Here is a 21,230-nt window from a genome sequence, read left to right as displayed (position 1 = left end):
CGAGGGAGGGGTCGGGATGTTCGGTTCGAGGAAGAAGAAGAAGCAGAAGCTCAGCTTCAGCGACCTCGTGGAGCAGCTCCGGCCCGACCTGAGTCGGGAGTCGCTCGGTGTCGGGCCCGACTTCCCCGGCGTCGCCCCGAACCCGCTCCTGAGCGGAGACGCACGCACGCGCAACGCGGAACTGCGCGCGGGCGTGCTCGCGCTCGGCGTTCTCGTCGACTGGCGCGAGGTCAGCAGTGACGGCAGCCCCCGCGTGGTCCTGATGCTCGATGTGGAGACGGCTGAGGGCCACTCGTTCCGAGGCATCGCCGACGAAGACCTCACGATCACCGAGCTCACCCGACTGGCACCGGGACAGAGCATGCCCGTGCGCTACCGGCCGACCGTCCTCGACCACTACGTCGCCCTCGCCCGCGATGCCGACCCCGGCCGCGTGCAGCAGCTGGCCGACGAGATCGCGCGCCGCAGGGGAGCCTGACCCGGAGGCGCCGGTCGAGCGCTCACGCGCGATCGTCGGGCGGACCGCCGTCGCCTCTGCGTGCGCTCGCGCTACGGACGAACCGGGAGCACGTCGCTGAGATCCGCGCGCGTGCCGGAGGCATGGATGCGACCGCCGGCCGCGGCATCCGTCCACGCCTCCGCGCCCGTGGCCACCGCGATCCAGGTCGCGGCATCCATCTCGACGACGTTCGGCGGTGTGCCGCGCGTGTGGCGAGGGCCCTGGATCACCTGCACCGCGCCGAACGGAGGCACTCGGACCTCGACGCTGTTGCCCGGCGCCTTCTCGTCGAGCAGCTGCAGCAGGTAGCGCACGGCGGTGGCGAGGTCGGTCCGCTGCGGCTTCGTGCCGGCGGCATCCGCGTCGCGAACGGCATCCAGCGCTGAACGCCCGTCGATGATGTCGATCTTCCTGGCCATCGCTCAGCTCTCCCCCACGACGACGACCGACCAGGCCCCGACCGCGTCCCGACCCAGCCCGTTCGCCGTGACCTCGGTCGCGGCATCCAAGCCCATATCGATCCGCTGCGGCTCGCCGTCGCAGACCAGATCGTCGGTGCGGATCGTCTGCGACGTCACGGAGCCGCCGGCATCCGATCCGCTCAGGGCGATGTCGGCGCTCATCGTCTCGGGACCGAAGCACGCGAACAGCACCGAGACGATCGCCGTCGGCTCATCGAACGCGGCCGTGACCCCGCCTTCGCCGACGACATCCGAGAGCGGCGACGCCAATCCGGCGAGCGTCGCGAGAGACCCGGCGACCTCACGGGAGTCCTGCGTCGCCATCCAATCCTGCACGGCGTCGGGGTCGACCTCAGGCGTCGCGGAACACCCGGTGAGCACCGCCATCAGCACCGCGCCCAGCGCGAATCCCCGCCATCGCCTCATCCCGCGAGCCTACCTTCGGCGCGCGTCCGCGTCGGCGACGCGGACCCCACGAAACGGGGATCATGGAGGCATGAGCATCACCCTTCGCCCCCTGGATGCCCGCCGACGCGGAAGCTCTGCAACGGGCGTGGCAGACGGCACCCGACCTCGCCACCCAGTTCGGATCCGCCGAGCTCACCTCGCCCGCGGCGGCGCGCGCCTACATCGACGAATCGCTGCTGTTCGAGGAGCGGGCGAGGAACTGGGCGATCGTGGAAGACGGCGTCGCCATCGGCAACGTGGCAGCGACCGCGATCGAGCTCCGCCACGAGACGGCCTGGATCTCGTACTGGCTCGCACCCGCCGCCCGCGGCCGCGGGTATGCGAACGGCGCTGTGCTCGCGGTGTCCGACTGGGCGTTCCGGCACGGGCTTCATCGACTCGAACTCGGCCACCGCGTGAACAACCCCGCCTCGTGCCGCGTGGCGACGGCATCCGGCTTCCGGGCGGAGGGGGTCGAACGCGAGAAGCTCCGGTACGGCGCCGAGCGGTTCGACGTCGAACTGCACGCGCGACTGCGCAGCGACCCCGCCCCCGCTTCGTCGTTGTCGCTGCCGTTGTCGTTGTCGCTGCCGTTGTCGATGGCGTGAACCACACCTTTCGGCGGCGTCGCCCGCCGCGTGCTCGCAGCGCTCGGTGGGGCCGGGAAACGCGAGCCACGAACGCCCGACGCGTCCTAAGCTCGGACGCATGAGCATGCATCCGCAGGGCGCCCGCGCCGAGCTGCTCGCCGCCGTCGCCGACAACTCGTGGGGCGTACGGATCCCGCCGCTCGCCGACCCGCACAACGCGCACGACGCCGCGGTGCTCATCCTGTTCGGGGTGCTGGACCGCGTCCCCGCCCCGACGGCCGATGCCGCTGTCGCCCGCGACCTCGACGTGCTGCTGCAGCGGCGAGCGCCCACCCTCTCGTCCCATCCCGGACAGGTCTCCTTCCCCGGCGGCCGAGTGGAGCCCGATGACGCCGATCTGGTCGCCACCGCGCTGCGCGAAGCCGAAGAGGAGACCGGGCTCGATCCGGCCGGCGTCGAGATCCTGGCCACGCTGCCCGTGATCCCTCTCGCCGCGAGCAACCACCTCGTCACACCGGTGCTCGCCTGGTGGCAGTCGCCGTCGAGGGTCGTGGCCGTCGACCACGCCGAGACGGTCGAGGTGTTCCGAGTGCCCGTCGCGCAGCTGCTCGACCCCGCGACCCGATTCACCTCGACGCTCACCCGGATGGGCCGCACCTTCCGCGGACCGGCGTTCGACGTCGACGGGACGATCGTGTGGGGTTTCACCGCGATGGTGCTCGACGCCCTCTTCGACGCCACCGGCTGGACGGTGCCCTGGGACGCCACGGTGGAGCGGACCGTCGAGGTCTGAGGCGGTCTGCGTCGTCGGTTCCCCCTCGGTAGTCTGGACGGGTGAAGATTCTCGTCCTCGGTTCCGGTGCCCGTGAGCACGCGATCATCCTCGCCCTGCGGGCCGAGCAGACGGAGCACGAGATCTTCGTCGCTCCCGGCAACGCCGGCATCGCGCAGGACGCGACCCCCGTCTCGGTCGATCCTCTCGACGGCGGAGCGGTCACCGCATTCGCCCACGAGCACGCGATCGACCTCGTCGTCGTCGGCCCGGAGGCCCCGCTCGTCGCCGGGGTCGCCGACGCCCTGCGCGTCCGCGGCATCCCGGTGTTCGGACCGGGCAAGGCCGCCGCCCAGCTCGAGGGCTCGAAGTCGTTCGCCAAGCGGGTGATGGATGCCGCCGGCGTGCCGACCGGACGCGCTGTCCGCGCCGCCAGCACCACCGAGGTCGAGGCCGCGTTCGACGATCTCGGCGCCCCGTACGTGGTCAAGGCCGACGGCCTCGCGGCCGGCAAGGGCGTCATCGTCACGTCCGACCGCGCCGAAGCTCTCGCCCACGCCCAGCAGTACCTCCCCGCGGGCCCGGTGCTCATCGAGGAGTTCCTCTCCGGCCCCGAGGTCTCCCTGTTCTTCCTAAGCGACGGCGACACCGTGCGGGCGCTCAGCCCCGCGCAGGACTTCAAGCGCGCGCTCGACGGCGACGCCGGACCCAACACCGGCGGCATGGGCGCATATTCGCCACTGCCGTGGCTCGCCGAGCAGTTCGGCAGCGAGCAGGCCTTCGTCGAAGAGGTCACGCGCGACGTGGCTCTCCCCGTGGTGCGGCAGCTCGACGCCGAGGGCACGCCGTTCATCGGGCTCCTCTACGCGGGACTCATCCTGACCCCGGCGGGTGTGCGCGTGATCGAGTTCAACGCGCGCTTCGGCGACCCCGAGACGCAGATCGTGCTGCCCCGCCTGGTCACCCCGCTGTCGCAGCTGCTGTTCGCCGCGGCATCCGGCACCCTCGAAGACCAGCCGGAGCCCGAGTTCAGCGACGACGTCGCGATCACGGTCGTGTTGGCCAGCGAGGGCTACCCCGAGTCGCCGCAGACCGGACGCCCGATCGAGGGCCTCGCGGATGCCGCGGCTGTCGAGGGCGTCCGCCTCGTGCACGCCGCGACCGCGAGCCCGGATGCTCCCGGCGGATCGCTCATCGCCACGGGCGGCCGTGTGCTGAACGTGGTGGCCGTGGCCTCCGACTTCCGCACCGCGCGCGACCGTGCGTATGACGCGATCGCCCGCATCCGCCTCGACGGCTCGCACTACCGCACCGACATCGCCGCGCGCGTCGCGGACTAGCCTCCGCGCGCCCGCCTCCCGCCTCTGCGCGCGAGTGCACGGCTTCGCGACCCTGCGACCTCGCCGAGTGCACGGCTTCGCGACGAGTGCACGGCTTCGCGACCCTGCCACCTCGCCGAGCGCACGGCTTCGCGACGAGTGCACGGCTTCGCGACGCAAACACCCCGTGCACTCGGCAGCATCCCGTGCACTCGGCACCGGCCAGCGCGGCCAGCGCGGCGAGCGCGCGATTTCGGCCGAGTCCCAGCGCGAATCCTGCCAACGTGCGGGTTCGCGGTTGACGTGGCGAGCTTTCTTCAAGAAAGTGGGCGGATGCCGCTTCGCTCCGACTGGTCGTCCTCGACCTGCCCGATCGCCCGCTCCGCCGACGTGCTCGCCGACCCGTGGGTGCTCCTCATCCTGCGCGAGCTCTTCTCGGGTCGCACCCGCTTCGACCAGCTGCGCGATGCCACCGGCGCGGCCGACTCGGTGCTCTCCCGGCGACTGACCTCGATGGGTGAGGCCGACCTCGTCGTGCGCGAAGACCCCGACGACGCTCGCAGCGGCTACCGGCTGACGGATGCCGGACGCCAGACGCTCCCGATCCTGCACGCCTACGCGCGGTTCGCCCGCATCACCGACCCCGATGGCGCCTGGGGTCTGACGGTCAGCTGCGGCCGGTGCGGCGACGTCTCGGACTCGGTCGACTGGTGCGCGACCTGCGCAGCGCCGCTCGACGCCGACAGCACCCGCTGGGCACGACGCAGCATGGGCGGGGAGCCCTTCGCACTTCTCGCCGGGCACGCGGCATGACCGCCGAATCGGTCGACGAGCCGACCGCCGAGCCCCTCGAGTCCCGGCAGCGCCGCTTCCACCCCGCGTGGACGGTGGCGCTCGTCGCCCTCATCGCCCTCATCGGTGCCGCCGGTTTCCGCGCAGCCCCCGGCGTACTCATGGTGCCGCTCGAAGAGGAGTTCGGCTGGAGCACCGCCGAACTCTCGCTCGCGGTCTCGATCAACCTCCTGCTCTACGGCCTCATCGCCCCGTTCGCCGCCGCGCTCATGCAGCGCTTCGGCATCCGCGCGGTCACGGTCGTCGCACTCTTCGTGATCGGCGCGGGCGCGGCACTGAGCGTTTTCGTCGCCACTCCCGGCCAGCTCATCCTGACCTGGGGTGTGCTGATCGGCCTCGGCACCGGATCGATGGCGCTGGTGTTCGCCGCCACGATCACCGACACGTGGTTCGCGACCCGCCGCGGCCTGGTCTCGGGCGTGCTCACGGCCGGCAGCGCGACCGGACAGCTCATCTTCCTCCCCGTGATCGCGGTCGCCGCGGAAGACATCGGATGGCGCGGGGCCTCGCTCATCATCGCGGGCGGCGCGCTCGCGGTCATGCCCCTCGTCTGGATCTTCCTGCGCAACCGCCCGAGCGACCTCGGCGTCGCGCGCTACGGCGAAGCCGCGCCCACCGTGGCGGCGACACCGGTTCCCCGCGGAACGGCCTGGGGAGCCGCGAAGCTCGCGCTGACCACGCTGCGAGAGGCCGCGCGCACGAAGACGTTCTGGGCGCTGGCGATCGGGTTCGCGATCTGCGGGGCGACGACCAACGGACTCATCGGCACGCACTTCATCCCCAGCGCGCACGACCATGGGATGGCGACCACGACCGCCGCCGGCCTGCTCGCGGTCGTCGGCATCTTCGACATCGTCGGCACCGTGTTCTCCGGGTGGCTGACCGACCGTGTGAACCCCCGCATCCTGCTCGCGGCGTACTACGCACTACGCGGGGTGAGCCTGCTGTTCCTCCCGAGCCTGCTCTCGGCCGAGGTGCAGCCGAGCATCATCGTGTTCATCGTCATCTACGGCCTCGACTGGGTCGCCACGGTGCCGCCGACGATCGCGCTGTGCCGCGAGGTCTTCGGCGACAAGGGACCGCTCGTGTTCGGCTGGGTGTTCGCGGCGCACCAGATCGGCGCGGGTATCGCGTCCGTGCTCGCCGGGGTCGTCCGCGACCACACGGGCCAGTACACGTTCGCGTGGTTCGCGGCAGCGGGTCTCTGCGCGGTCGCGGCTCTGGTCAGCGCGACCATCCGCCGGCATGCTGCCCCCGCACCCGCCCCCGTTCGCGAGTAGCCGCGCGTTCCACCCCGTCGAGTGCACGGGATGCTGCCGACTGCACGGCTTGTTCACGTGTACAAGCCGTGCACTCGGCGCGAACCCGTGCACTCGGCGTCAGCGAGCGGGCGCGGGCGAGCGGCGCGAGCGCGCGAGCGCCGGGGTCAGAGCACCTTCGAGAGGAAGTCCTTCAGACGCTCGTTCTTGGGGGCGCCGAACAGCTCGGCGGGCGGGGCCTCCTCGACCACGACGCCGCCGTCCATGAAGACCGTGCGGCCGGAGACCTCGCGGGCGAAGCCCATCTCGTGCGTCACCAGCACCATCGTCATGCCGCCTTCGGCCAGGTCGCGGATGACCTGCAGCACCTCGCCCACCATCTCGGGGTCGAGGGCGCTCGTCGCCTCGTCGAACAGCATGATCTCGGGGTCCATCGCGAGCGCACGGGCGATCGCCACACGCTGCTTCTGACCACCGGAGAGGGATGCCGGCTTCGCATCCGCCTTCTCCGACAGGCCGACGCGCTCGAGGAGAGCCAGCGCCCGCTCGCGCGCCTGAGCCTTCGTCATCTTGCCGCACTCGACCGGCGCGAGGGTGATGTTCTCGAGCACCGTCATGTGCGGGAACAGGTTGAAGTGCTGGAACACCATGCCGATGCGCTGACGCACCTCGTCGAGCTTCACGCTCTTGTCGGTCAGGTCGACGCCGTCGATGATGACATGCCCCGACGTCGGCTCCTCGAGCTTGTTGAGGCAGCGCAGCAGGGTGGACTTCCCGGAGCCCGAAGGACCGATGACGGCGACGACCTCGCCGTCTTCCACCGCCAGGTTGATGCCCTTGAGCACCTCGTTGTCGCCGAACGACTTGTGCAGGTCCTGCACCACGATCTTGCTCATGCGTTGAACGTCCTCTCCAGGCGGTTCGCGAGCAGCGTCAACAGCGTGATCACGATGAAGTAGATGATGGCGACGATCGTCAGCACCTGCGCCGACAGGTACGTCGAGGCGATGATCTGGCGGGACACGAACGTCAGCTCCGCGAGGCCGATGACGCTGATCAGCGACGTGTCCTTGAGGGTGATGATGCCCTGGTTCACGAACGACGGGATCATGATGCGGAACGCCTGCGGGAGCACGACCTTCTGCATCGTCTTCCAGTGGCTGAGGCCCAACGAACGCGAAGCCTCGTTCTGACCGGGATCGACCGCCTGGATGCCGCCACGGATGATCTCCGTCATGTACGCGCCCGTGTTGAGCGAGAGCGTGATCGCACCGGCGACGAACGGGTTGAACGTGAGGTCGGGGATCAGCTGCGGGATCGCGAAGAACACGAAGAACGCCTGGATGAGGATCGGGGTGCCGCGGAAGATGTAGACGTAGGCGGTGGCGATCCAGCGGAACGGTGCGATCTTCGAGACCCGGCCGAAGCCGAAGATGAGGCCCAGGATGAAGGCGGCCACGATCGCGACGATCGTCGCGAGGATCGTGAGCCACAGACCCTCCATGAGCGCCGGCCAGTACTGCACCGCGACGGAGATGATGTCGGTCGGCTGGGCGGATTCCTCACCGCCGGAGAGGTAGGTGTCGACGATCTTGTCGTATTCGCCCGAGGCCTTGAGATTCGCGAGACCCTCGTTGAACATCTCGATCAGCTCGGGGTTCTGCCCCTTGTTGACCGCGAAGCCGTACTCGCCACCCAGCTCAGGTTGGCCGATCAGACGGAAGCCGGAACCCTGCTGGATGCCGTAGGCCAGCACCGGGAAGTCCTCGAAATAGCCGACCGCCTGGCCGGCCTTCACGGCATCCACCATGTCGGTCGTGTCCTGGTAGGGGGTGACCTTGAAGCCGTACGCGTCCTTGTTCTCGTCGGCGAAGGTCTGCCCCTGCGTGCCGGTCTTGACGGCGACAGCCTTGCCGTCGAGGTCGTCGAGGGACTGGATGTCACTCGCCTCGAGCACGCCGAGCTGGATACCGCTGGTGAAGTAGGGCTCGCTGAAGTCGAACGTCTTCTCGCGCTCCTCGGTGATCGACATGCCGGCCATGACGGCATCGACCTGGTTCGACTGCAGCGCCTGCACGGCGGCGTCGAATCCGAGCTGGCGGATCTCGACCTCGAAGCCCTGGTCTTTCGCGATCGCACGGAGCAGATCCATGTCGATGCCGACGAGGTCGCCGTCCGCATTCGTGAACTCGAACGGCGCGAACGTCGTGTCGGTGCCGATGACGTACTTCTCGTCGTCCGCGGCGGTGGCGGGGGCGGCTCCGGCCAGGAGCGCGCCGACGGCGATGAAGGCGACCAGCGCTGCTGCGCCGACGGTGCGGACGGACCGGCGCAGGCGGCCCGTCGCGGCGGATGGATTTCGGATCACGACGTGTGCTCCTCGGGTCGACAGCAGCGACCGGACGATCGCCGAGCATCCACCTTAGTCGCCGCCCCGCCGCGCGCCCGCCTCGACGGGTCTGCCAGGAACCGCGCAGAAGGGCGGATCCGGGCTCAGGCCGGCGACAACTCGATCCAGTACTTCCGCACGCGGGGCTGCCCCGGCTCGGGAGCCGCGACCACGTCTTCCAGCTCGCCGCCGGCCCCTTCGATCGTGCGGATGGAGCCGATGTTGTCATCGTCGCAGGTGAGCATCACGCGGTCGTATCCCTCGGACTTCGCGAACCGGAGCACGAGACGGAGGGCCTCGCGCACGATTCCCTCCCGACGCCGGGACGGGATCGTCGCGTAGCCGATGTGGCCACCGAAGCGACGCAGCCAGTCGTTGAGCTCACGGCGGAACGCGATGAACCCCACGACGCGGTCGCCCTCGGTGATCCAGAAGAAGTCGCACGCCACGTGCCCCTCGGGCAACACCGCGCCCGGAGTGGCGTACAGCTCCGCCTTCGCGACGAACGCCTCGCACGCGACCCGGTCTGGCGTGAATCCCTGTTCGAAACCGCCACCGTCGATGTGCCCGCCGTCGAACTCGGCCACGGCAGCAGCCCAGGAGTCGAAGAGGTCGATGGTCGGTCGAGCGAGAGCGATCGTCATCGCCCGATGACAGCAGAAAGGCGCCGCATCCGCAAACCGCCGGACACGGCACCCTCCCGAACTCGACTACTCGGGCCGCGCGGCCGCCGGCACCGCGGCATCCGCCTTGTCGTAGCGACCGAGGAACAGCGAGGCGACGAGCGCGATCACCATGACGCAGGCCGGCAGCAGGATCGCCTGCGACATTCCTGCGGCAAAGCCGTCGGCCACCTGCGGCGGCAGTGTTCCCCCGGTCGAGCCCGCCGGCGCATCGGCGAGACCGGGCAGGTTCGCCTCGAGGCGAGACTGCATGAACGCGGCGATGGATGCCGAGCCGATGACCGATCCGATCGTCCTGGTGGTGTTGTAGATGCCGGCACCGGCACCCGCCTGGCGCGGCGGCAGCTTGCGCGTCGCGGTGGTGGCGAGCGGCCCCCACATGCCCGCGTTGCCGATGCCCATCAGCGCGGACGGCAGCAGGAACATGAGGATCGGGGTGTCCATGTTGATCAGGGCCGAGTACCAGACGAGTGCGCCGGCGACGCAGAGCAGGCCGGGGATCAGGATGATGCGCGGATCCACCCGGTCGAGGAGCTTGCCCGCCGCCGGAGCGAGCGCGCCCGACAGCACCGCCATCGGGATCAACAGCAGCGCGGCCTCCGTGGGGGTGAGTCCACGGGCGGACTGCAGGAAGAACATCATCGGCAGCGACATGCTCGTCACCGTGAAGCCGACCGCGGCGATGGCGACGTTCGCTCCCGAGAAGTTGCGGTCGCGGAACAGCTCGAGCGGAACCAGCGGTTCGCTGCGGGTCTTGGCCTGCTGCACGATGAACAGCCCGAGGATGACGAGGCCGACGATGATCAGGCTCCACACCGAGATGGGACCCCAGATCACGCCCCAGTCGTACTTCTCGCCCTCCTGCAGTCCGAACACGATCAGGAAGAGTGCCACAGCGCTCAGGACGACGCCGACGATGTCGAAGCGGTGCGGGTGGGTGGCCAGCTTCGGCACCAGACGCCAGGCGAGCACGAACGCGACGATGCCGACGGGGATGTTGACGAAGAAGATCCACTCCCAACCGAAGCCGTCGACGAGCAGTCCGCCGACGAGCGGACCAACGAGCGTCGCGACACCGGCCGTCGCACCCCAGAGGCCCATGGCGGCGCCGCGGCGCTCGGGCGGGAAGGTGCGGGTGATCACGGCCATGGTCTGCGGCGTCATGAATGCGGCGCCCAGCCCCTGCACGGCGCGCGCGACGATCAGGCCCTCGAGCGAGTTCGAGAGCCCGCACCACAGCGAGGCGAGGGTGAAGATCGCGAGGCCGATGAGGTAGATGTTCTTCGGGCCGAACCGGTCACCAAGACGCCCGGTGATGAGCAGCGGCACGGCATAGGCGAGCAGGTACGCGCTCGTGACCCACACCACGTTGTCGAGGTTGTTGGTGTTCGGGTCGAGTGCGGCCTTGATGGCCGGGTTCGCGACCGAGACGATCGTGGTGTCGACGAGGATCATGAAGAATCCGATGACCAGCGCCCAGAGCGCCGGCCAGGGGCTCGTCGGCTTGTGACCGACGGAGTAGGTGCCGGTCGACGGACCGGAGCTCGAGGGCGCGGACACCGGCGGGCGGTCTCCGTCGCGAGGGGAATCGGTCATTGCTGTGCAGCCTTTCGCTGAGCGCGGTAGCGGTCTGAGTTCGGGAAAGCCGCGGGTCCCCACGGCAGGTCTTCGGCTTCGAGGCGGGCGATCAGCGCGTCGGCCCAGCGCAGCTCGGCCTCGAGCAGCACCTCCTGCCGCTCGTACTCCACGAGCACCTGCTCGGGCACGCCATCGCGTCTCGCTCCGATCAGTCCATCGCGATACGCGACGTGCTCGTCGTCGAGGGCGACGCGACGCGACCGCAGACACTGGAGCACATCGCCGCGTTCGAGGTTGTGCGCCTCGGCGAGCGCGATCCGGAACTCGGCGGGACGATCGATCGTCGACAGCTCGCGTCGCAGCCAGGCGATGAGGGTCTCCCGGCCGGCGTCGGTCAATGAGTATGTCGTGCGCTCGGGGCGATTCCCCTCGCGGTCACTGCCGACCTCGTCGATGAGCCCCGCCCGCTGGAGCCGGCCGACCGTGTGATAGAGCGTGCCGTTCGTGAGGGTCAGCAGCCGATCGTCGCGGCGCACCCGCATCAGTCGCACCATCTCGTAGGGGTGCATGTCGCCCTCGCGCAGCAGGGAGAGGATCATCGCCCCCATCGGGGTCAGTCGTTGCATGGCCCCTCCCCGGGTGTCGCGCTCAAATAGTCCATGTGGACTATACGCCCTTCTCAAGATGCCGAACAGATGGCTTCGGCGGCGGAGACCTTTACCGGCTACAGAGATGCCGCGGCGAGCTGCGCTTCCGTGAGCGGACGATCCGCGTAGACGAGTCGCCACACGGATGGATCGGGGTTTCCCGCATCCGGAGTCCTGTGCACGAGTGCGAGGCCCACCTTCTCGGCGACTCGCGCCGAAGCCCGGTTGTGCTCGACGAGATAGGCGATCACCGGGCGGTCGGGATCGGCCAGTCGGGCCTGTTCGAGCGCGGCGAACGCGAGCTCCGTGGCGTACCCCCTGCCGTGGTGATCGGCAGACAGCCGGTACCCGAGATTCCAGACCTCGCCGCCGAGCAGCGTGCACCCGCCGTAACCGATCAGCTCGTCCGTATCGCGCGCTCGGACCGACCACGGCCCGAGCCCCTCCGACTCCCGACTTCTCTCCCAGCGCGCCATCATCGAAGCCGTCTCCTCCGGGTCGATGTGCCGCAGTGTGGGGTAGTGGGTCCAGACCCGTGGATCGGTCGAGATAGCGAACAGCGTGTCGAGATCGGCGGCGGTCGGGAGCGACAGGCGCAGGCGCGGCGTGAGGATGTCGGCGGTCATGCGACCAGGCTAGGTTGCACCACCGACGCCTCGGACCCACGGCATGCGGTGGCCGTGCGAACCGGGATAATGGGCGGGTGAGCACTCCTTCAGAAGGCACGGCACAGAGCATCTCCGGCTGGCGGCACATCTACTCGGGCAAGGTCCGCGACCTGTACGCCTCCGAGGATCCGGCGGACACGCGCATCCTCGTCGTCGCCTCCGACCGCGTGAGCGCCTTCGACTTCGTGCTCTCCCCCGGCATCACGGACAAGGGGGCCCTGCTGACGCGACTGAGCCGCTGGTGGTTCGCGCAGCTCTCCGACTTCCCCAACCACATCGCCGAGGGCGAGCTGCCCGAGGAAGTCGCCGACCGCGCCATGCTCGCGCAGTCGCTCGAGATGCTGCCGATCGAGTGCGTCGTGCGCGGCTACATCACCGGTTCCGGCTGGGCCGAGTACCAGGAGAGCGGCACGGTGTGCGGCATTCCGCTGCCCGCCGGCCTGCAGAACGGCGACAGGTTGCCCGAGCCCCTGTTCACCCCGGCCTACAAGGCGCCGATGGGCGAGCACGACGAGAACATCACGTTCGAGCGCACCGTCGAACTGGTCGGAGCGGAGCGCGCGGCCGAGCTGCGCGACACCTCGCTCGCGATCTATGCCCGTGCCGCCGAGATCGCCGAGGAGAAGGGCCTGATCCTCGCCGACACCAAGTTCGAGTTCGGGACGGATGCCGACGGCACCCTGCGCCTGGCCGACGAGGTGCTCACGAGCGACTCGTCGCGCTACTGGGACGCCGAGGCCTGGCGCACCGGCACCACCCCGAGCGCGCGCATGGCGAGCTTCGACAAGCAGATCGTGCGCGACTGGATGGCCGCGAACTGGGATAAGCAGGGCGAGCCGCCGGCCCTCCCCGCCGATGTCGTCGAGCGCACCGCCGACCGCTACCGCGAGCTGATCGAACGCCTCGGCGCCTGACCCCCGATCTCCCGCGGGCCCGTCGCGGACCTGACCGGACCGGACCGGCCTACTCGACGAGCCGCACGTCGGTGTGGACGAAGTCGTCTCCCTTGAACAGCAGCGGCTCGTCGCGGGTGATCGCGAGCGCATAGGAGAAGCAGTCGCCGTAGTTCAGGCGAGCGCGGCTCCCTGACCCTCGGCCGTAGCGGGCGTATGCCCTGCCCGCCAGGCGCGCCTGCACCTCATCGACGGGAACGACCTCTGATCGCGTCACCTCCAGAAGCTCGTCGAGCGCAAGCGCCTTCGCTTCGCCGCCCTTGCTGCGGAGGACGATCGTGCACTCCGCGAGCGTGGCCGCGGACAAGGCGAAGGGCCGCGACTCCAACAGGTCGCTCATCTCGTCGGCTTCCGGCTCAGCCATCAGCACCGCGACCAACGCCGAGGAGTCGACGATCATCGCGGCATCCCCGTCTCGTCGTAGAGCTCGTCCATGATCTCCTCGGTCGTGCGCCCGGTGGAGGGAAGCTGCTGCGCCCGGCGGATCACCGCACGGATACGGCGACGACGCTCCTCTTCGTCGGCCGATTGCTGCTGCTCCAACTCGGCGAGACGCCGCCGCACCGCATCCTCGACGGCACTCGTCTGACTCTGACCGGTCAACGCCGCGAGTCGACGCACGAGCTCATGCGTGGTCTCGTTCTTGATGTTGAGGCCCATGTCTACCATTCTACCTTCGCGTCTACCCTGGTAGAAGCGCTCAGGAAAAACTCAGGAATCGATAGTGTTGCTCCGGCACTCCTGCCATCCCCCGAACCTTGAGGAGCCCGCATGGCCCTGTGGAAGCTGCACGGAAACGGCCGCACGGTCGAGCCCGGCGCCGTCGTCCGTCCCGACGAGCGCCTGAACTGGCCCGCCACGATCGCGATCGGACTCCAGCACGTCGTCGCGATGTTCGGCGCGACGTTCCTGGTGCCGATCATCACCGGCTTCCCGGTCGCCACGACCCTGCTGTTCAGCGGTGTCGGCACCATCCTGTTCCTGCTGGTCACGCGCAACAAGCTGCCCAGCTATCTCGGTTCGTCGTTCGCGTTCATCGCGCCGGTCACGGCAGCCACCGCCTCGGCGAACATGGGCACCGCCCTGGCCGGCATCGTCGCCGTCGGCGTGCTGCTCGCGATCATCGGCGTCGTCGTGCACACGGTCGGTGTCAAGTGGGTCGACCGCTTCCTGCCGCCGGTGCTCGCCGGAACGATCGTCGCCCTCATCGGGTTCAACCTCGCCGGCGCCGCGCACGACAACTACGCCGACGCTCCCGTGACCGCGACGTTCACGCTCGCCATCACGATCCTCTTCGCGGTCGTGTTCCGCGGATTCCTCGGACGCATCTCGATCTTCCTCGGCGTCATCGCGGGCTACATCTTCGCGGCGTTCCGTGGCGAGCTCGACTTCTCGGCCGTGGAGAAGGCCGATTGGGTCGGCCTCCCCACCTTCACCTTCCCGAACTTCACCGAGCCCGGCACCCTCACCGCCCTCGCCATGTTCCTCCCGGTCGTGCTCGTGCTGATCGCCGAGAACGTCGGACACGTTCGCGGCGTCGCGACCATGACCGGCGACGCGAGCGTGAACCAGCAGACCGGCAAGGCGCTGATCGCCGACGGTGTCTCGACCACCCTCGCCGGATTCTTCGGCGGTTCGGGCACCACGACCTACGGCGAGAACATCGGCGTGATGGCCTCCACCCGCGTGTACTCCACGGCCGCCTACTGGGTCGCCGGCATCGCCGCGATCCTGCTCAGCCTCTCGCCCAAGTTCGGCGAGGTCATCAACTCGGTGCCCGCCGGAGTGCTCGGCGGCGTGACCACGGCGCTGTACGGCCTCATCGGCGTCATCGGCATCAAGATCTGGGTCGACAACCGCGTCGACTTCTCGCGCCCGGTCAACCAGTACACCGCAGCCGTGGCCCTGATCATGGCCGTCGGCGGATTCATGATCAAGGACGAGGCGTCCGGCTTCGAACTCGGCGGCATCGTCATCGCCACGGTCGCGGCGATCCTGATCTACCACCTGGGCAACCTGATCGCCCGTCTGCGCAAGACCGGCGCCGACGACCCGAAGCCGCTCGAGGCGGTCGGCCCGCTCGGCGGCGACCCCGCCTAGCGGGACGCGCATCGCGTTCACAACTCCTCAGAACCCGGCCCGAACACCTCCGTACGGCCGTACCACTCCGGATCGATACAGTTTCTGCGGAGTTGTGAACCGATCGGCGGCGGAACTCAGCTGTCCGAGCGCACCTGCACGGCGAATCGAAGGCGCACGCCCGGCGGCAGTTGACCTGCGAGGTCGAGGCTGCGGTCGGTGAGGGCGCCGATGACCGGGTACCCGCCGGTGAGCGGGTGGTCGGGGAGGAAGAGCACCGGCTGCCCGTCGGGTGGCACCTGGATCGCACCGGTGACCGCTCCCTCGCTGGGCAGCTCGCCGTCGACGGAACGCTCCAGCGGGGCATCGCCCTGAAGACGGATGCCGACCCGGTCGGAGCGCGGTGTGACCGTCCACTCCTGGGCCGTGAGCACCTCGAGGGCATCCGCCGTGAACCAGTCGTCGCGCGGACCGAGCGTGATCTCGAGCTCGACGACATCGCCGGAGGCCGGGAGGTCGCGCGGCACGGCGCCAGGCTCGACCGCGTGCGGAGCGGCCTCGCCGATCGGGAGGACGGCCCCGGCGGCGAGCGGCTCCGGACCGAGTCCCGCAAGGGTGTCGGACGCACGACTGCCCAGTGCAGGCGACACATCGACTCCGCCGCGGACCCCGATGACGTACCGCAGACCGCGATCTGGATGGCCGAGCGTCAGCTCGTCGCCGTCGAACGTGGCGAAGGGCTCGCCGTGGAGAATCGGACGAGCGAATCCCTCAGCTCCGATCAGGGCGAGCGCGCCGATCGCCCCCGTGACCGCCGCGACACCCGCCCCGTGGAACCAGAGCACCGCTCCCCCGACGCTCTCGAGCACCGCGGCCACGTCCGCGTTCCCCACGGCACGGTTCGCATCCCGCATCGCGCGCCGGTCGGCGGCTCCGGATGCCGAGACCCCGAGCGCCGCGAACCCCGGGCGCCCGGCATCCTGCACCAGCAGCTGCAGCGAGGGCCGGACGACCTCGACCGCGGATGCCGTGCCGAAACCCGGACCATCCGCATCCGCGTCGGCGCGTTGCCGCATGACGCGCCGTGCGTGCGTGCGATGGTCTCCGTTTCGGCTCAGCCGGGCATCCGCCCGCACCCGCTCGAACCGCACCGCAGTGCCGGGAGCGAGGAGGGCCGGCGGATCGCGGTCGATGTCCCACATCACGGAATCCGTGCGACCGATCAGCTGCCAGCCACCGGGGCTCTCGCGCGGGTAGACGCCGGTGAACGGTCCGGCGAGTGCGACCGACCCGGCGGGCACGCGTGTACGCGGAGACGAGCGGCGCGGCACGTCGAAGAGCGGATCGCTGCCCACGACGTACCCGAATCCGGGGGCGAACCCGGAGAATGCGACCCGCCAGTCCGCGGCGAGGTGGCGGTTCACCAGCTCCTCTGCCGAGACGCCGAGCGCGGATGCCGCTTCGTCGAGGTCTTCACCGTCGTACTGCACGGGGATCGTGACCTCCCCGGTGCGGGGCGGGCGCGTGGCGTCGACCTCCGTCGCCGCCAGCGTGTGCGCGAGCTCGGTGGCCGAGACGCGCAGCGGGTCGAACCGCACGAGCACCGCGCGGGCTCCGGGGACGCGCTCGACGACGCCCGACAGCCCCTCCCATGCGAGGTTCAGGCGCATCGCCTCGTCGAGGTCGGCCGCCTCGACGAGCAGAGCGCGATCGGATGCCGTGAGGATGCGCATCAGCCGACCTGCGCCGGTCGCCTCATCGGGAGCCCGCGAACGGTGCGATCGTGATGCCCGCGTCCTGCAGCATCCGCTTGGTCTCGGCAGCCATCGCCACTGATCCGGGGCTGTCGCCGTGCACGCAGATCGACTGCGCCACCACGGGCACGTCGGTTCCGTCGATCGCCCGGATCACACCGTCGGCAGCGAGGCGCACCATGCGCTCCGCCACCGCGGCCGGGTCATGCAGCACGGCACCTGCCTCGGTGCGCGACATGAGCTGCCCGTCGGGCTGATAGGCCCGATCGGCGAAGGCCTCGGCGGCGACGGCGAGCCCGGCCCGCTCGGCGACGTCGAGCACGACGCCCCCGGAGAGTCCCAGCAGCACCAGGTTCGGGTCGATCGCGCAGATCGCCGCCACCACATCCTTCGACTGCCGCTCATCGCGCGCGATGGTGTTGTATAGCGCCCCGTGCGGCTTGACGTAGGCGACCGTGCCGCCCACCGCGGCGGCGAGTCCCATCAGCGCTCCGAGCTGGTATTCGACATGCGCCTGGAGCGTGGCCGAGTCGACGTCGAGGCGGGTGCGCCCGAAGTTCTCGTAGTCGCGATAGGCGGGATGCGCCCCGATCACGACGCCGCCCTCCACGGCGGCGGCGAGCGTCTCACGGATGCCCTCGGGGCTGCCGGCGTGGAACCCGCACGACACGTTCGCGCTCGTGACGAGGCGCAGCATGCTCGCGTCATCGCTGACGATCCGGTCGGCGACGTTCTCGCCGAGGTCCGAGTTCAGGTCGATCGACGTCATGCGATCACCCCTGCTGCTCCGACCCCAGGGCCGCCGTGGCACGCGGGCGCGGTTCGCCGTCGCGGAGCGGAACCGGCGGAGCGATGGGCGTCGTCGGCGCAGGGAGCCCGTAGCGGAGGTGCACCCAGCGCCGGGCGTCTTCGAGCGGATACGTGTCGCCGAAGACGGCGAACTTCACGAAGACACCCTCGAGGGTGCTGCGGAGCATGACCTCTTCGAGGGCCGGATCCTCGGCGCCGCGCGCGCGGAACAGCTGCCGCACGGCATCCTCCGCCGCGGTGGCGCGCACTTCGTGCCGAGCCTCCGATTCGGCGAACAGTCGGTGCGTGGCCGGCTGCTGCTGCATCGCCAGCACCGCCCGCTGCAGGGGGATCGCATAGGCGGTGGCCGTGAGGGCCCCGTCGATCACGGCGGCGAGCATCTCGTCAGGGGTGCCCTCCACTCGCGCGAAGCCGAGCACGGTCTCGAACCATCGGTCGATGACGGCGGCGACGAGCTGTTCCTTGCCGCCGAAGTGGTAGTTCACGAGGCCCTGGGCGACGCCCGCCCGCTTCGTGATCGCGGCGATGCTCGCGCCCGCGACTCCTCGTTCGCTGAAGACCTCGATGGCGGCCTCCAGGATGGTCTCCCTGGCGCGTTGCCTGGCCTGCCGATTCTGCTCGTCGGAGCGTGCCACGCGGCATCCACCTCCTGAGTTCAGCCGGCCGGACTTTTCCGATGCTCCCCCTGCCGTATAGATTAATCACTGAACATCCATTCAACCTATGACTGGATTCGAACTTCGGCTGACTCGCTCAGCCGGGCACGACTGGGGAGATCCGAGGCGCCGCGCCGCGGCATCCGCCCTTCGCTGGGCGATTCGCCGCCGATCTCCGAAGTCGTGCAGCCCAGACGCACGGGTGCGTCCCTGGCCAGGAGGGGGCGTCAGGGGCGCGCCCGTGTTCCTTCCGGCCCGGCCGAGACCCGCTCAGGCCGAGGCGCGGACCACGAGCTCGGTCGGCAGGATGGTGGTCTGCGGCGGGTCCTGCCCCGCGAGACGCGACAGCAGCACCCGGGCCATGGTCTCGCCCTGCGCATACATCGGCTGGCGCATCGTCGTGAGCTGCGGATCGGTCGTGATCGCCACGGACGAGTCGTCGAACCCGACCAGGGCGATGTCCTCGGGGACCCGCACACCGGCGGCGCGCAGCACCGTCAGCGCACCGCGCGCCATCAGGTCGCTGGCGACGAAGATCGCGTCCGGTCGACCTGTTTCGAGGATGCGCCGCACGGCATCCGCTCCGCTGGCCTCGCTGTAGTCGCCCTGCTCCTCGGCGAACGGCGTCAGCCCGGCCTCGGCGAGGGCGGCCCGGAAACCCTGGATGCGGTCGCCGGAGGAGACCATGGTCAGCGGGCCCGAGATCGTCGCGATCCGCGTGCGTCCGATGTCGATCAGTCGACGGGTCGCGGTGCGGGCGCCCGCGACGTTGTCGACGTCGACGACGTAGTCGCCCTCGAGCCGGCGTACGGGCCGACCGCCGTAGACCACCGGCACGGCATCCGCGACCCGGTCGATGAACGCGTCGCTGGTGTGATGCGACACGATCAACGCCCCGTCGACGCCGCCGTTGCGCACGAAGCCCGTCATCTTGTCGCCCGGGTCGTCACTCGCGATGAGGAGGTTGAGCAGGTAGTCGGATCCGCCGAGGGCGCCCGTGATGCCGGCGACGATCGCGGCGAAGAACGGGTCGCCGAAGAAGCGGTTCGTGTCTTCCGGCACGATCAGGGCGATCGCGTGCGTCTGCCGCGAGGCGAGGGAGCGGGCCGCACGGTTGGGCACGTAGTTCAGCTCGTCGATCGCGGCGCGCACCGCGGCGAGCGCCTCCGGGCTCACCGCCGTCGACCCGTTCACGACCCGCGACACGGTCGACCGGGAGACACCGGCGGCCGAGGCCACCTCTTCGATGGTCGCTCGGGGCGACATCAACGTACGCACTCTTCCATCGCCCTATTCTCACCGACGTTCGCGCTTCGAATCGCGCAATGGTCCCATCCGGTCCGTGGAGAGGACCATTCGCGCGATTCGACAGCCCTGCGGCTACAGCGACCGGGCCGCGATGATGCGCGCGTACTCCCGACCGGAGTCCTTGAGGCTCCGCTCCTGGGTGTCGTAATCGACGCGCACGATGCCGAAGCGCTTGTCGTAACCCCAGGCCCATTCGTAGTTGTCGAACATCGACCAGTAGAAGTAGCCCCGCACGTCGACACCCGACTCCGCGGCATCGAGCACCGCACCGAGGTGCAGGCGCAGGAACTCCGTGCGGTCGGCATCGTGCACGCGCGTCTCGCCGTCTTCGACCACCACGACGTCGTCGTAGGCGGCGCCGTTCTCGGTCATGTACAGCACGGTGCCCGCGGGCTCGGCGTACTCGCTCCAGACCCGCTGCAGCACCCGGGTGAGCCCCTCGGGTTGCACCTCCCAGTTCTGCGCCGTGCGCGGCAGCCCGCGCTCGACCGAGTGGATGCCGTCGCTCGACGGGTAGGGGCTGCGGCCGGCGCGCTCGGTGGCGGGCCCTCCGGAGACCGGCGCCTCGGCGGGAGCCGTGCCCGACAGGAAGTCGCCGTGGTAGTAGTTCACGCCCTGCGTGTCGATGTGCTGGGAGATGGTCTCGAGGTCGCCGTCGTGGGCCGCGGCCTCGAACTGGGCGACGGCGTCGGCATCCACCGCGCGGATGTCCTCGACGATGTCGGCGGGGTAGCTGCCGCGGTAGATCGGGTCGAGGAACCAGCGGTTGAACTGCCCGTCCACGCGGCGGGCGGCGTCGACGTCGGCGGGGTTCTGCGGGTCGGCGGGGTCGGCGACCGTGTGGTTCAGGGTGATGCCGAGGTTGAGCGAGGCGTCGCGTCCGCGTAGCTCCTGCACGGTCTTGCCGTGTGCGAGCAGCAGGTGATGCGAGGCGAGCAGCCCCTCGGCGACGCTGGTGTGTCCCGGCGCGTGCTCCCCTCCGGTGTAGGAGAGGAAGGACGAGCACCAGGGCTCATTGAGCGTCGTCCACACGTTCACCCGATCGCCGAGCGCGTCGTGCATGGTGCCGGCGTACTCGAGGAACCGGTCGACCGTGTCGCGGTTCGCCCAGCCACCGGCATCCTGCAGCGCCTGCGGCATATCCCAGTGGTACAGCGTCAGCCAGGGCAGGATGCCGGCACCGAGCAGCTCGTCCACCAGGCGCTCGTAGAAGTCGACTCCGGCGGGGTTCACGGCGCCGCCGTCCGGCCGCACCCGCGACCACGACGTCGAGAAGCGGTACGTCTGCAGCCCGAGCTCGGTCATCAGCGCGACGTCGTCGCGGTACCGGTGATAGTGGTCGCAGGCCACGTCGCCGTTGTCGCCGCCGATCACGGCGCCGGGTACGCGGGCGAACGCGTCCCAGATCGATGCCGTGCGTCCATCCTCGAACGCCGCCCCTTCGATCTGGTACGCCGCGGTCGCAGCGCCGAAGAGGAAGTTCTCGGGGAAGGAGCGGGTCATAGG

23 protein-coding genes are annotated in these 21,230 nt (G+C 69.8%); 8 read left to right on the top strand and 15 right to left on the bottom strand.

Translation table 11 applies throughout. The annotated features are described in order from the left end of the window. The first annotated feature begins 16 nt into the window (after window positions 1–16). Entirely contained in the window at window positions 17–478 is a 462-nt protein-coding gene (locus tag HCX50_RS02255) for a hypothetical protein (RefSeq protein WP_167632854.1), read from the top strand. Between the two features lie 71 nt (window positions 479–549). Here the strand turns inward: HCX50_RS02255 and HCX50_RS02250 are convergent, their stop codons facing one another. Then, window positions 550–918 (bottom strand): sterol carrier family protein, encoded by a 369-nt coding sequence (locus HCX50_RS02250; protein ID WP_167632853.1) that lies wholly within the window; start codon window positions 916–918, stop codon window positions 550–552. Between the two features lie 3 nt (window positions 919–921). After that, a complete protein-coding gene (locus HCX50_RS02245) occupies window positions 922–1,386 on the bottom strand; it encodes a hypothetical protein (protein ID WP_167632852.1) in 465 nt (154 codons plus the stop codon). Window positions 1,387–1,481: 95 nt separating this feature from the next. On the opposite strand from HCX50_RS02245, the gene HCX50_RS02240 reads away from it, so the two are divergent. The 5 genes from HCX50_RS02240 (at window position 1,482) to HCX50_RS02220 (ending at window position 6,220) form a co-directional block, all read left to right on the top strand. Next, window positions 1,482–2,015, top strand: coding sequence for a GNAT family N-acetyltransferase (locus HCX50_RS02240; protein WP_167632851.1), 534 nt, complete (start codon window positions 1,482–1,484; stop codon window positions 2,013–2,015). 100 nt (window positions 2,016–2,115) lie between these two features. Next, window positions 2,116–2,790, top strand: coding sequence for an NUDIX hydrolase (locus HCX50_RS02235; protein ID WP_167632850.1), 675 nt, complete (start codon window positions 2,116–2,118; stop codon window positions 2,788–2,790). Window positions 2,791–2,831: 41 nt separating this feature from the next. Beyond that, window positions 2,832–4,109: a phosphoribosylamine--glycine ligase gene (purD, locus tag HCX50_RS02230; protein ID WP_091032590.1), complete on the top strand. Its 1,278-nt coding sequence runs from the start codon at window positions 2,832–2,834 to the stop codon at window positions 4,107–4,109. 312 nt (window positions 4,110–4,421) lie between these two features. Continuing rightward, on the top strand, window positions 4,422–4,901 hold the full coding sequence (locus HCX50_RS02225; protein ID WP_167632849.1) for a winged helix-turn-helix transcriptional regulator: 480 nt from the start codon (window positions 4,422–4,424) through the stop codon (window positions 4,899–4,901). Beyond that, window positions 4,898–6,220, top strand: coding sequence for an MFS transporter (locus HCX50_RS02220; RefSeq protein WP_167632848.1), 1,323 nt, complete (start codon window positions 4,898–4,900; stop codon window positions 6,218–6,220). Before HCX50_RS02225 ends, HCX50_RS02220 begins: the two co-directional genes overlap by 4 nt. A gap of 146 nt (window positions 6,221–6,366) precedes the next feature. Here the strand turns inward: HCX50_RS02220 and HCX50_RS02215 are convergent, their stop codons facing one another. The 6 genes from HCX50_RS02215 to HCX50_RS02190 form a co-directional block, all read right to left on the bottom strand. Further along, window positions 6,367–7,095 (bottom strand): amino acid ABC transporter ATP-binding protein, encoded by a 729-nt coding sequence (locus HCX50_RS02215; RefSeq protein ID WP_091032599.1) that lies wholly within the window; start codon window positions 7,093–7,095, stop codon window positions 6,367–6,369. Beyond that, complete coding sequence (locus HCX50_RS02210; RefSeq protein WP_167632847.1) at window positions 7,092–8,567, bottom strand: ABC transporter permease subunit; 1,476 nt, start codon at window positions 8,565–8,567, stop codon at window positions 7,092–7,094. Before HCX50_RS02210 ends, HCX50_RS02215 begins: the two co-directional genes overlap by 4 nt. A gap of 125 nt (window positions 8,568–8,692) precedes the next feature. After that, complete coding sequence (locus HCX50_RS02205; protein ID WP_167632846.1) at window positions 8,693–9,232, bottom strand: GNAT family N-acetyltransferase; 540 nt, start codon at window positions 9,230–9,232, stop codon at window positions 8,693–8,695. A gap of 66 nt (window positions 9,233–9,298) precedes the next feature. Next, window positions 9,299–10,867: an MFS transporter gene (locus HCX50_RS02200; protein ID WP_205828734.1), complete on the bottom strand. Its 1,569-nt coding sequence runs from the start codon at window positions 10,865–10,867 to the stop codon at window positions 9,299–9,301. Further along, window positions 10,864–11,475, bottom strand: coding sequence for a PadR family transcriptional regulator (locus HCX50_RS02195; protein ID WP_167632845.1), 612 nt, complete (start codon window positions 11,473–11,475; stop codon window positions 10,864–10,866). Before HCX50_RS02195 ends, HCX50_RS02200 begins: the two co-directional genes overlap by 4 nt. Window positions 11,476–11,573: 98 nt before the next feature. Continuing rightward, window positions 11,574–12,122: a GNAT family N-acetyltransferase gene (locus HCX50_RS02190; protein WP_167632844.1), complete on the bottom strand. Its 549-nt coding sequence runs from the start codon at window positions 12,120–12,122 to the stop codon at window positions 11,574–11,576. Between the two features lie 77 nt (window positions 12,123–12,199). Here HCX50_RS02190 and HCX50_RS02185 point away from each other — a divergent pair, with 77 nt between their 5' ends. Then, a complete protein-coding gene (locus HCX50_RS02185) occupies window positions 12,200–13,078 on the top strand; it encodes a phosphoribosylaminoimidazolesuccinocarboxamide synthase (protein ID WP_091032614.1) in 879 nt (292 codons plus the stop codon). Between the two features lie 49 nt (window positions 13,079–13,127). Here the strand turns inward: HCX50_RS02185 and HCX50_RS02180 are convergent, their stop codons facing one another. Beyond that, window positions 13,128–13,517, bottom strand: a complete 390-nt coding sequence (locus tag HCX50_RS02180; RefSeq protein ID WP_091032617.1) for a type II toxin-antitoxin system VapC family toxin — start codon at window positions 13,515–13,517, stop codon at window positions 13,128–13,130. Then, window positions 13,514–13,777: a type II toxin-antitoxin system VapB family antitoxin gene (locus HCX50_RS02175; RefSeq protein ID WP_167632843.1), complete on the bottom strand. Its 264-nt coding sequence runs from the start codon at window positions 13,775–13,777 to the stop codon at window positions 13,514–13,516. The genes HCX50_RS02180 and HCX50_RS02175 overlap by 4 nt, the downstream gene beginning before the upstream one ends. A 111-nt stretch (window positions 13,778–13,888) precedes the next feature. Between HCX50_RS02175 and HCX50_RS02170 the strand changes: the two genes are divergently transcribed. Further along, window positions 13,889–15,217, top strand: coding sequence for a uracil-xanthine permease family protein (locus HCX50_RS02170; protein ID WP_091032623.1), 1,329 nt, complete (start codon window positions 13,889–13,891; stop codon window positions 15,215–15,217). 116 nt (window positions 15,218–15,333) lie between these two features. Here HCX50_RS02170 and HCX50_RS02165 read toward each other — a convergent pair whose 3' ends face one another. The 5 genes from HCX50_RS02165 to HCX50_RS02145 all read right to left on the bottom strand — a co-directional run bounded on the left by HCX50_RS02165 (window position 15,334) and on the right by HCX50_RS02145 (window position 21,227). Next, the gene (locus HCX50_RS02165) at window positions 15,334–16,929 is read right to left on the bottom strand and encodes an urea amidolyase family protein (RefSeq protein WP_167632842.1); all 1,596 of its coding nucleotides are present in this window, start codon (window positions 16,927–16,929) and stop codon (window positions 15,334–15,336) included. A gap of 22 nt (window positions 16,930–16,951) precedes the next feature. Further along, on the bottom strand, window positions 16,952–17,719 hold the full coding sequence (locus tag HCX50_RS02160) for a LamB/YcsF family protein (RefSeq protein ID WP_167632841.1): 768 nt from the start codon (window positions 17,717–17,719) through the stop codon (window positions 16,952–16,954). A gap of 4 nt (window positions 17,720–17,723) precedes the next feature. Next, entirely contained in the window at window positions 17,724–18,395 is a 672-nt protein-coding gene (locus HCX50_RS02155) for a TetR/AcrR family transcriptional regulator (protein ID WP_337748969.1), read from the bottom strand. Window positions 18,396–18,686: 291 nt separating this feature from the next. Further along, on the bottom strand, window positions 18,687–19,682 hold the full coding sequence (locus HCX50_RS02150) for a LacI family DNA-binding transcriptional regulator (protein ID WP_091032631.1): 996 nt from the start codon (window positions 19,680–19,682) through the stop codon (window positions 18,687–18,689). A gap of 114 nt (window positions 19,683–19,796) precedes the next feature. After that, window positions 19,797–21,227: a GH1 family beta-glucosidase gene (locus HCX50_RS02145; RefSeq protein ID WP_205828733.1), complete on the bottom strand. Its 1,431-nt coding sequence runs from the start codon at window positions 21,225–21,227 to the stop codon at window positions 19,797–19,799. Window positions 21,228–21,230: the final 3 nt, after the last annotated feature.

This window comes from Microbacterium sp. B19(2022) (assembly GCF_012030385.1).
GTDB lineage: Bacteria > Actinomycetota > Actinomycetes > Actinomycetales > Microbacteriaceae > Microbacterium > Microbacterium oxydans_B.
The sequence above is the reverse complement of the archived record's forward strand: the minus strand, read 5'-3'. Positions and strand labels throughout refer to the sequence as shown.

What these genes read in the sequence shown, in the direction of transcription:
- HCX50_RS02165 (WP_167632842.1), bottom strand. Translation starts at nt 16,929, where the DNA reads ATGCGCATCCTCACGGCATCCGATCGCGCTCTGCTCGTCGAGGCGGCC.
- HCX50_RS02175 (WP_167632843.1), bottom strand. Translation starts at nt 13,777, where the DNA reads ATGGGCCTCAACATCAAGAACGAGACCACGCATGAGCTCGTGCGTCGA.
- HCX50_RS02250 (WP_167632853.1), bottom strand. Translation starts at nt 918, where the DNA reads ATGGCCAGGAAGATCGACATCATCGACGGGCGTTCAGCGCTGGATGCC.
- HCX50_RS02195 (WP_167632845.1), bottom strand. Translation starts at nt 11,475, where the DNA reads ATGCAACGACTGACCCCGATGGGGGCGATGATCCTCTCCCTGCTGCGC.
- HCX50_RS02245 (WP_167632852.1), bottom strand. Translation starts at nt 1,386, where the DNA reads ATGAGGCGATGGCGGGGATTCGCGCTGGGCGCGGTGCTGATGGCGGTG.
- HCX50_RS02215 (WP_091032599.1), bottom strand. Translation starts at nt 7,095, where the DNA reads ATGAGCAAGATCGTGGTGCAGGACCTGCACAAGTCGTTCGGCGACAAC.
- HCX50_RS02220 (WP_167632848.1), top strand. Translation starts at nt 4,898, where the DNA reads ATGACCGCCGAATCGGTCGACGAGCCGACCGCCGAGCCCCTCGAGTCC.
- HCX50_RS02180 (WP_091032617.1), bottom strand. Translation starts at nt 13,517, where the DNA reads ATGATCGTCGACTCCTCGGCGTTGGTCGCGGTGCTGATGGCTGAGCCG.
- HCX50_RS02170 (WP_091032623.1), top strand. Translation starts at nt 13,889, where the DNA reads ATGGCCCTGTGGAAGCTGCACGGAAACGGCCGCACGGTCGAGCCCGGC.
- HCX50_RS02190 (WP_167632844.1), bottom strand. Translation starts at nt 12,122, where the DNA reads ATGACCGCCGACATCCTCACGCCGCGCCTGCGCCTGTCGCTCCCGACC.
- HCX50_RS02240 (WP_167632851.1), top strand. Translation starts at nt 1,482, where the DNA reads ATGCCCGCCGACGCGGAAGCTCTGCAACGGGCGTGGCAGACGGCACCC.
- HCX50_RS02145 (WP_205828733.1), bottom strand. Translation starts at nt 21,227, where the DNA reads ATGACCCGCTCCTTCCCCGAGAACTTCCTCTTCGGCGCTGCGACCGCG.
- HCX50_RS02235 (WP_167632850.1), top strand. Translation starts at nt 2,116, where the DNA reads ATGAGCATGCATCCGCAGGGCGCCCGCGCCGAGCTGCTCGCCGCCGTC.
- HCX50_RS02205 (WP_167632846.1), bottom strand. Translation starts at nt 9,232, where the DNA reads ATGACGATCGCTCTCGCTCGACCGACCATCGACCTCTTCGACTCCTGG.
- HCX50_RS02150 (WP_091032631.1), bottom strand. Translation starts at nt 19,682, where the DNA reads ATGTCGCCCCGAGCGACCATCGAAGAGGTGGCCTCGGCCGCCGGTGTC.
- HCX50_RS02160 (WP_167632841.1), bottom strand. Translation starts at nt 17,719, where the DNA reads ATGACGTCGATCGACCTGAACTCGGACCTCGGCGAGAACGTCGCCGAC.
- HCX50_RS02225 (WP_167632849.1), top strand. Translation starts at nt 4,422, where the DNA reads ATGCCGCTTCGCTCCGACTGGTCGTCCTCGACCTGCCCGATCGCCCGC.
- HCX50_RS02200 (WP_205828734.1), bottom strand. Translation starts at nt 10,867, where the DNA reads ATGACCGATTCCCCTCGCGACGGAGACCGCCCGCCGGTGTCCGCGCCC.
- HCX50_RS02255 (WP_167632854.1), top strand. Translation starts at nt 17, where the DNA reads ATGTTCGGTTCGAGGAAGAAGAAGAAGCAGAAGCTCAGCTTCAGCGAC.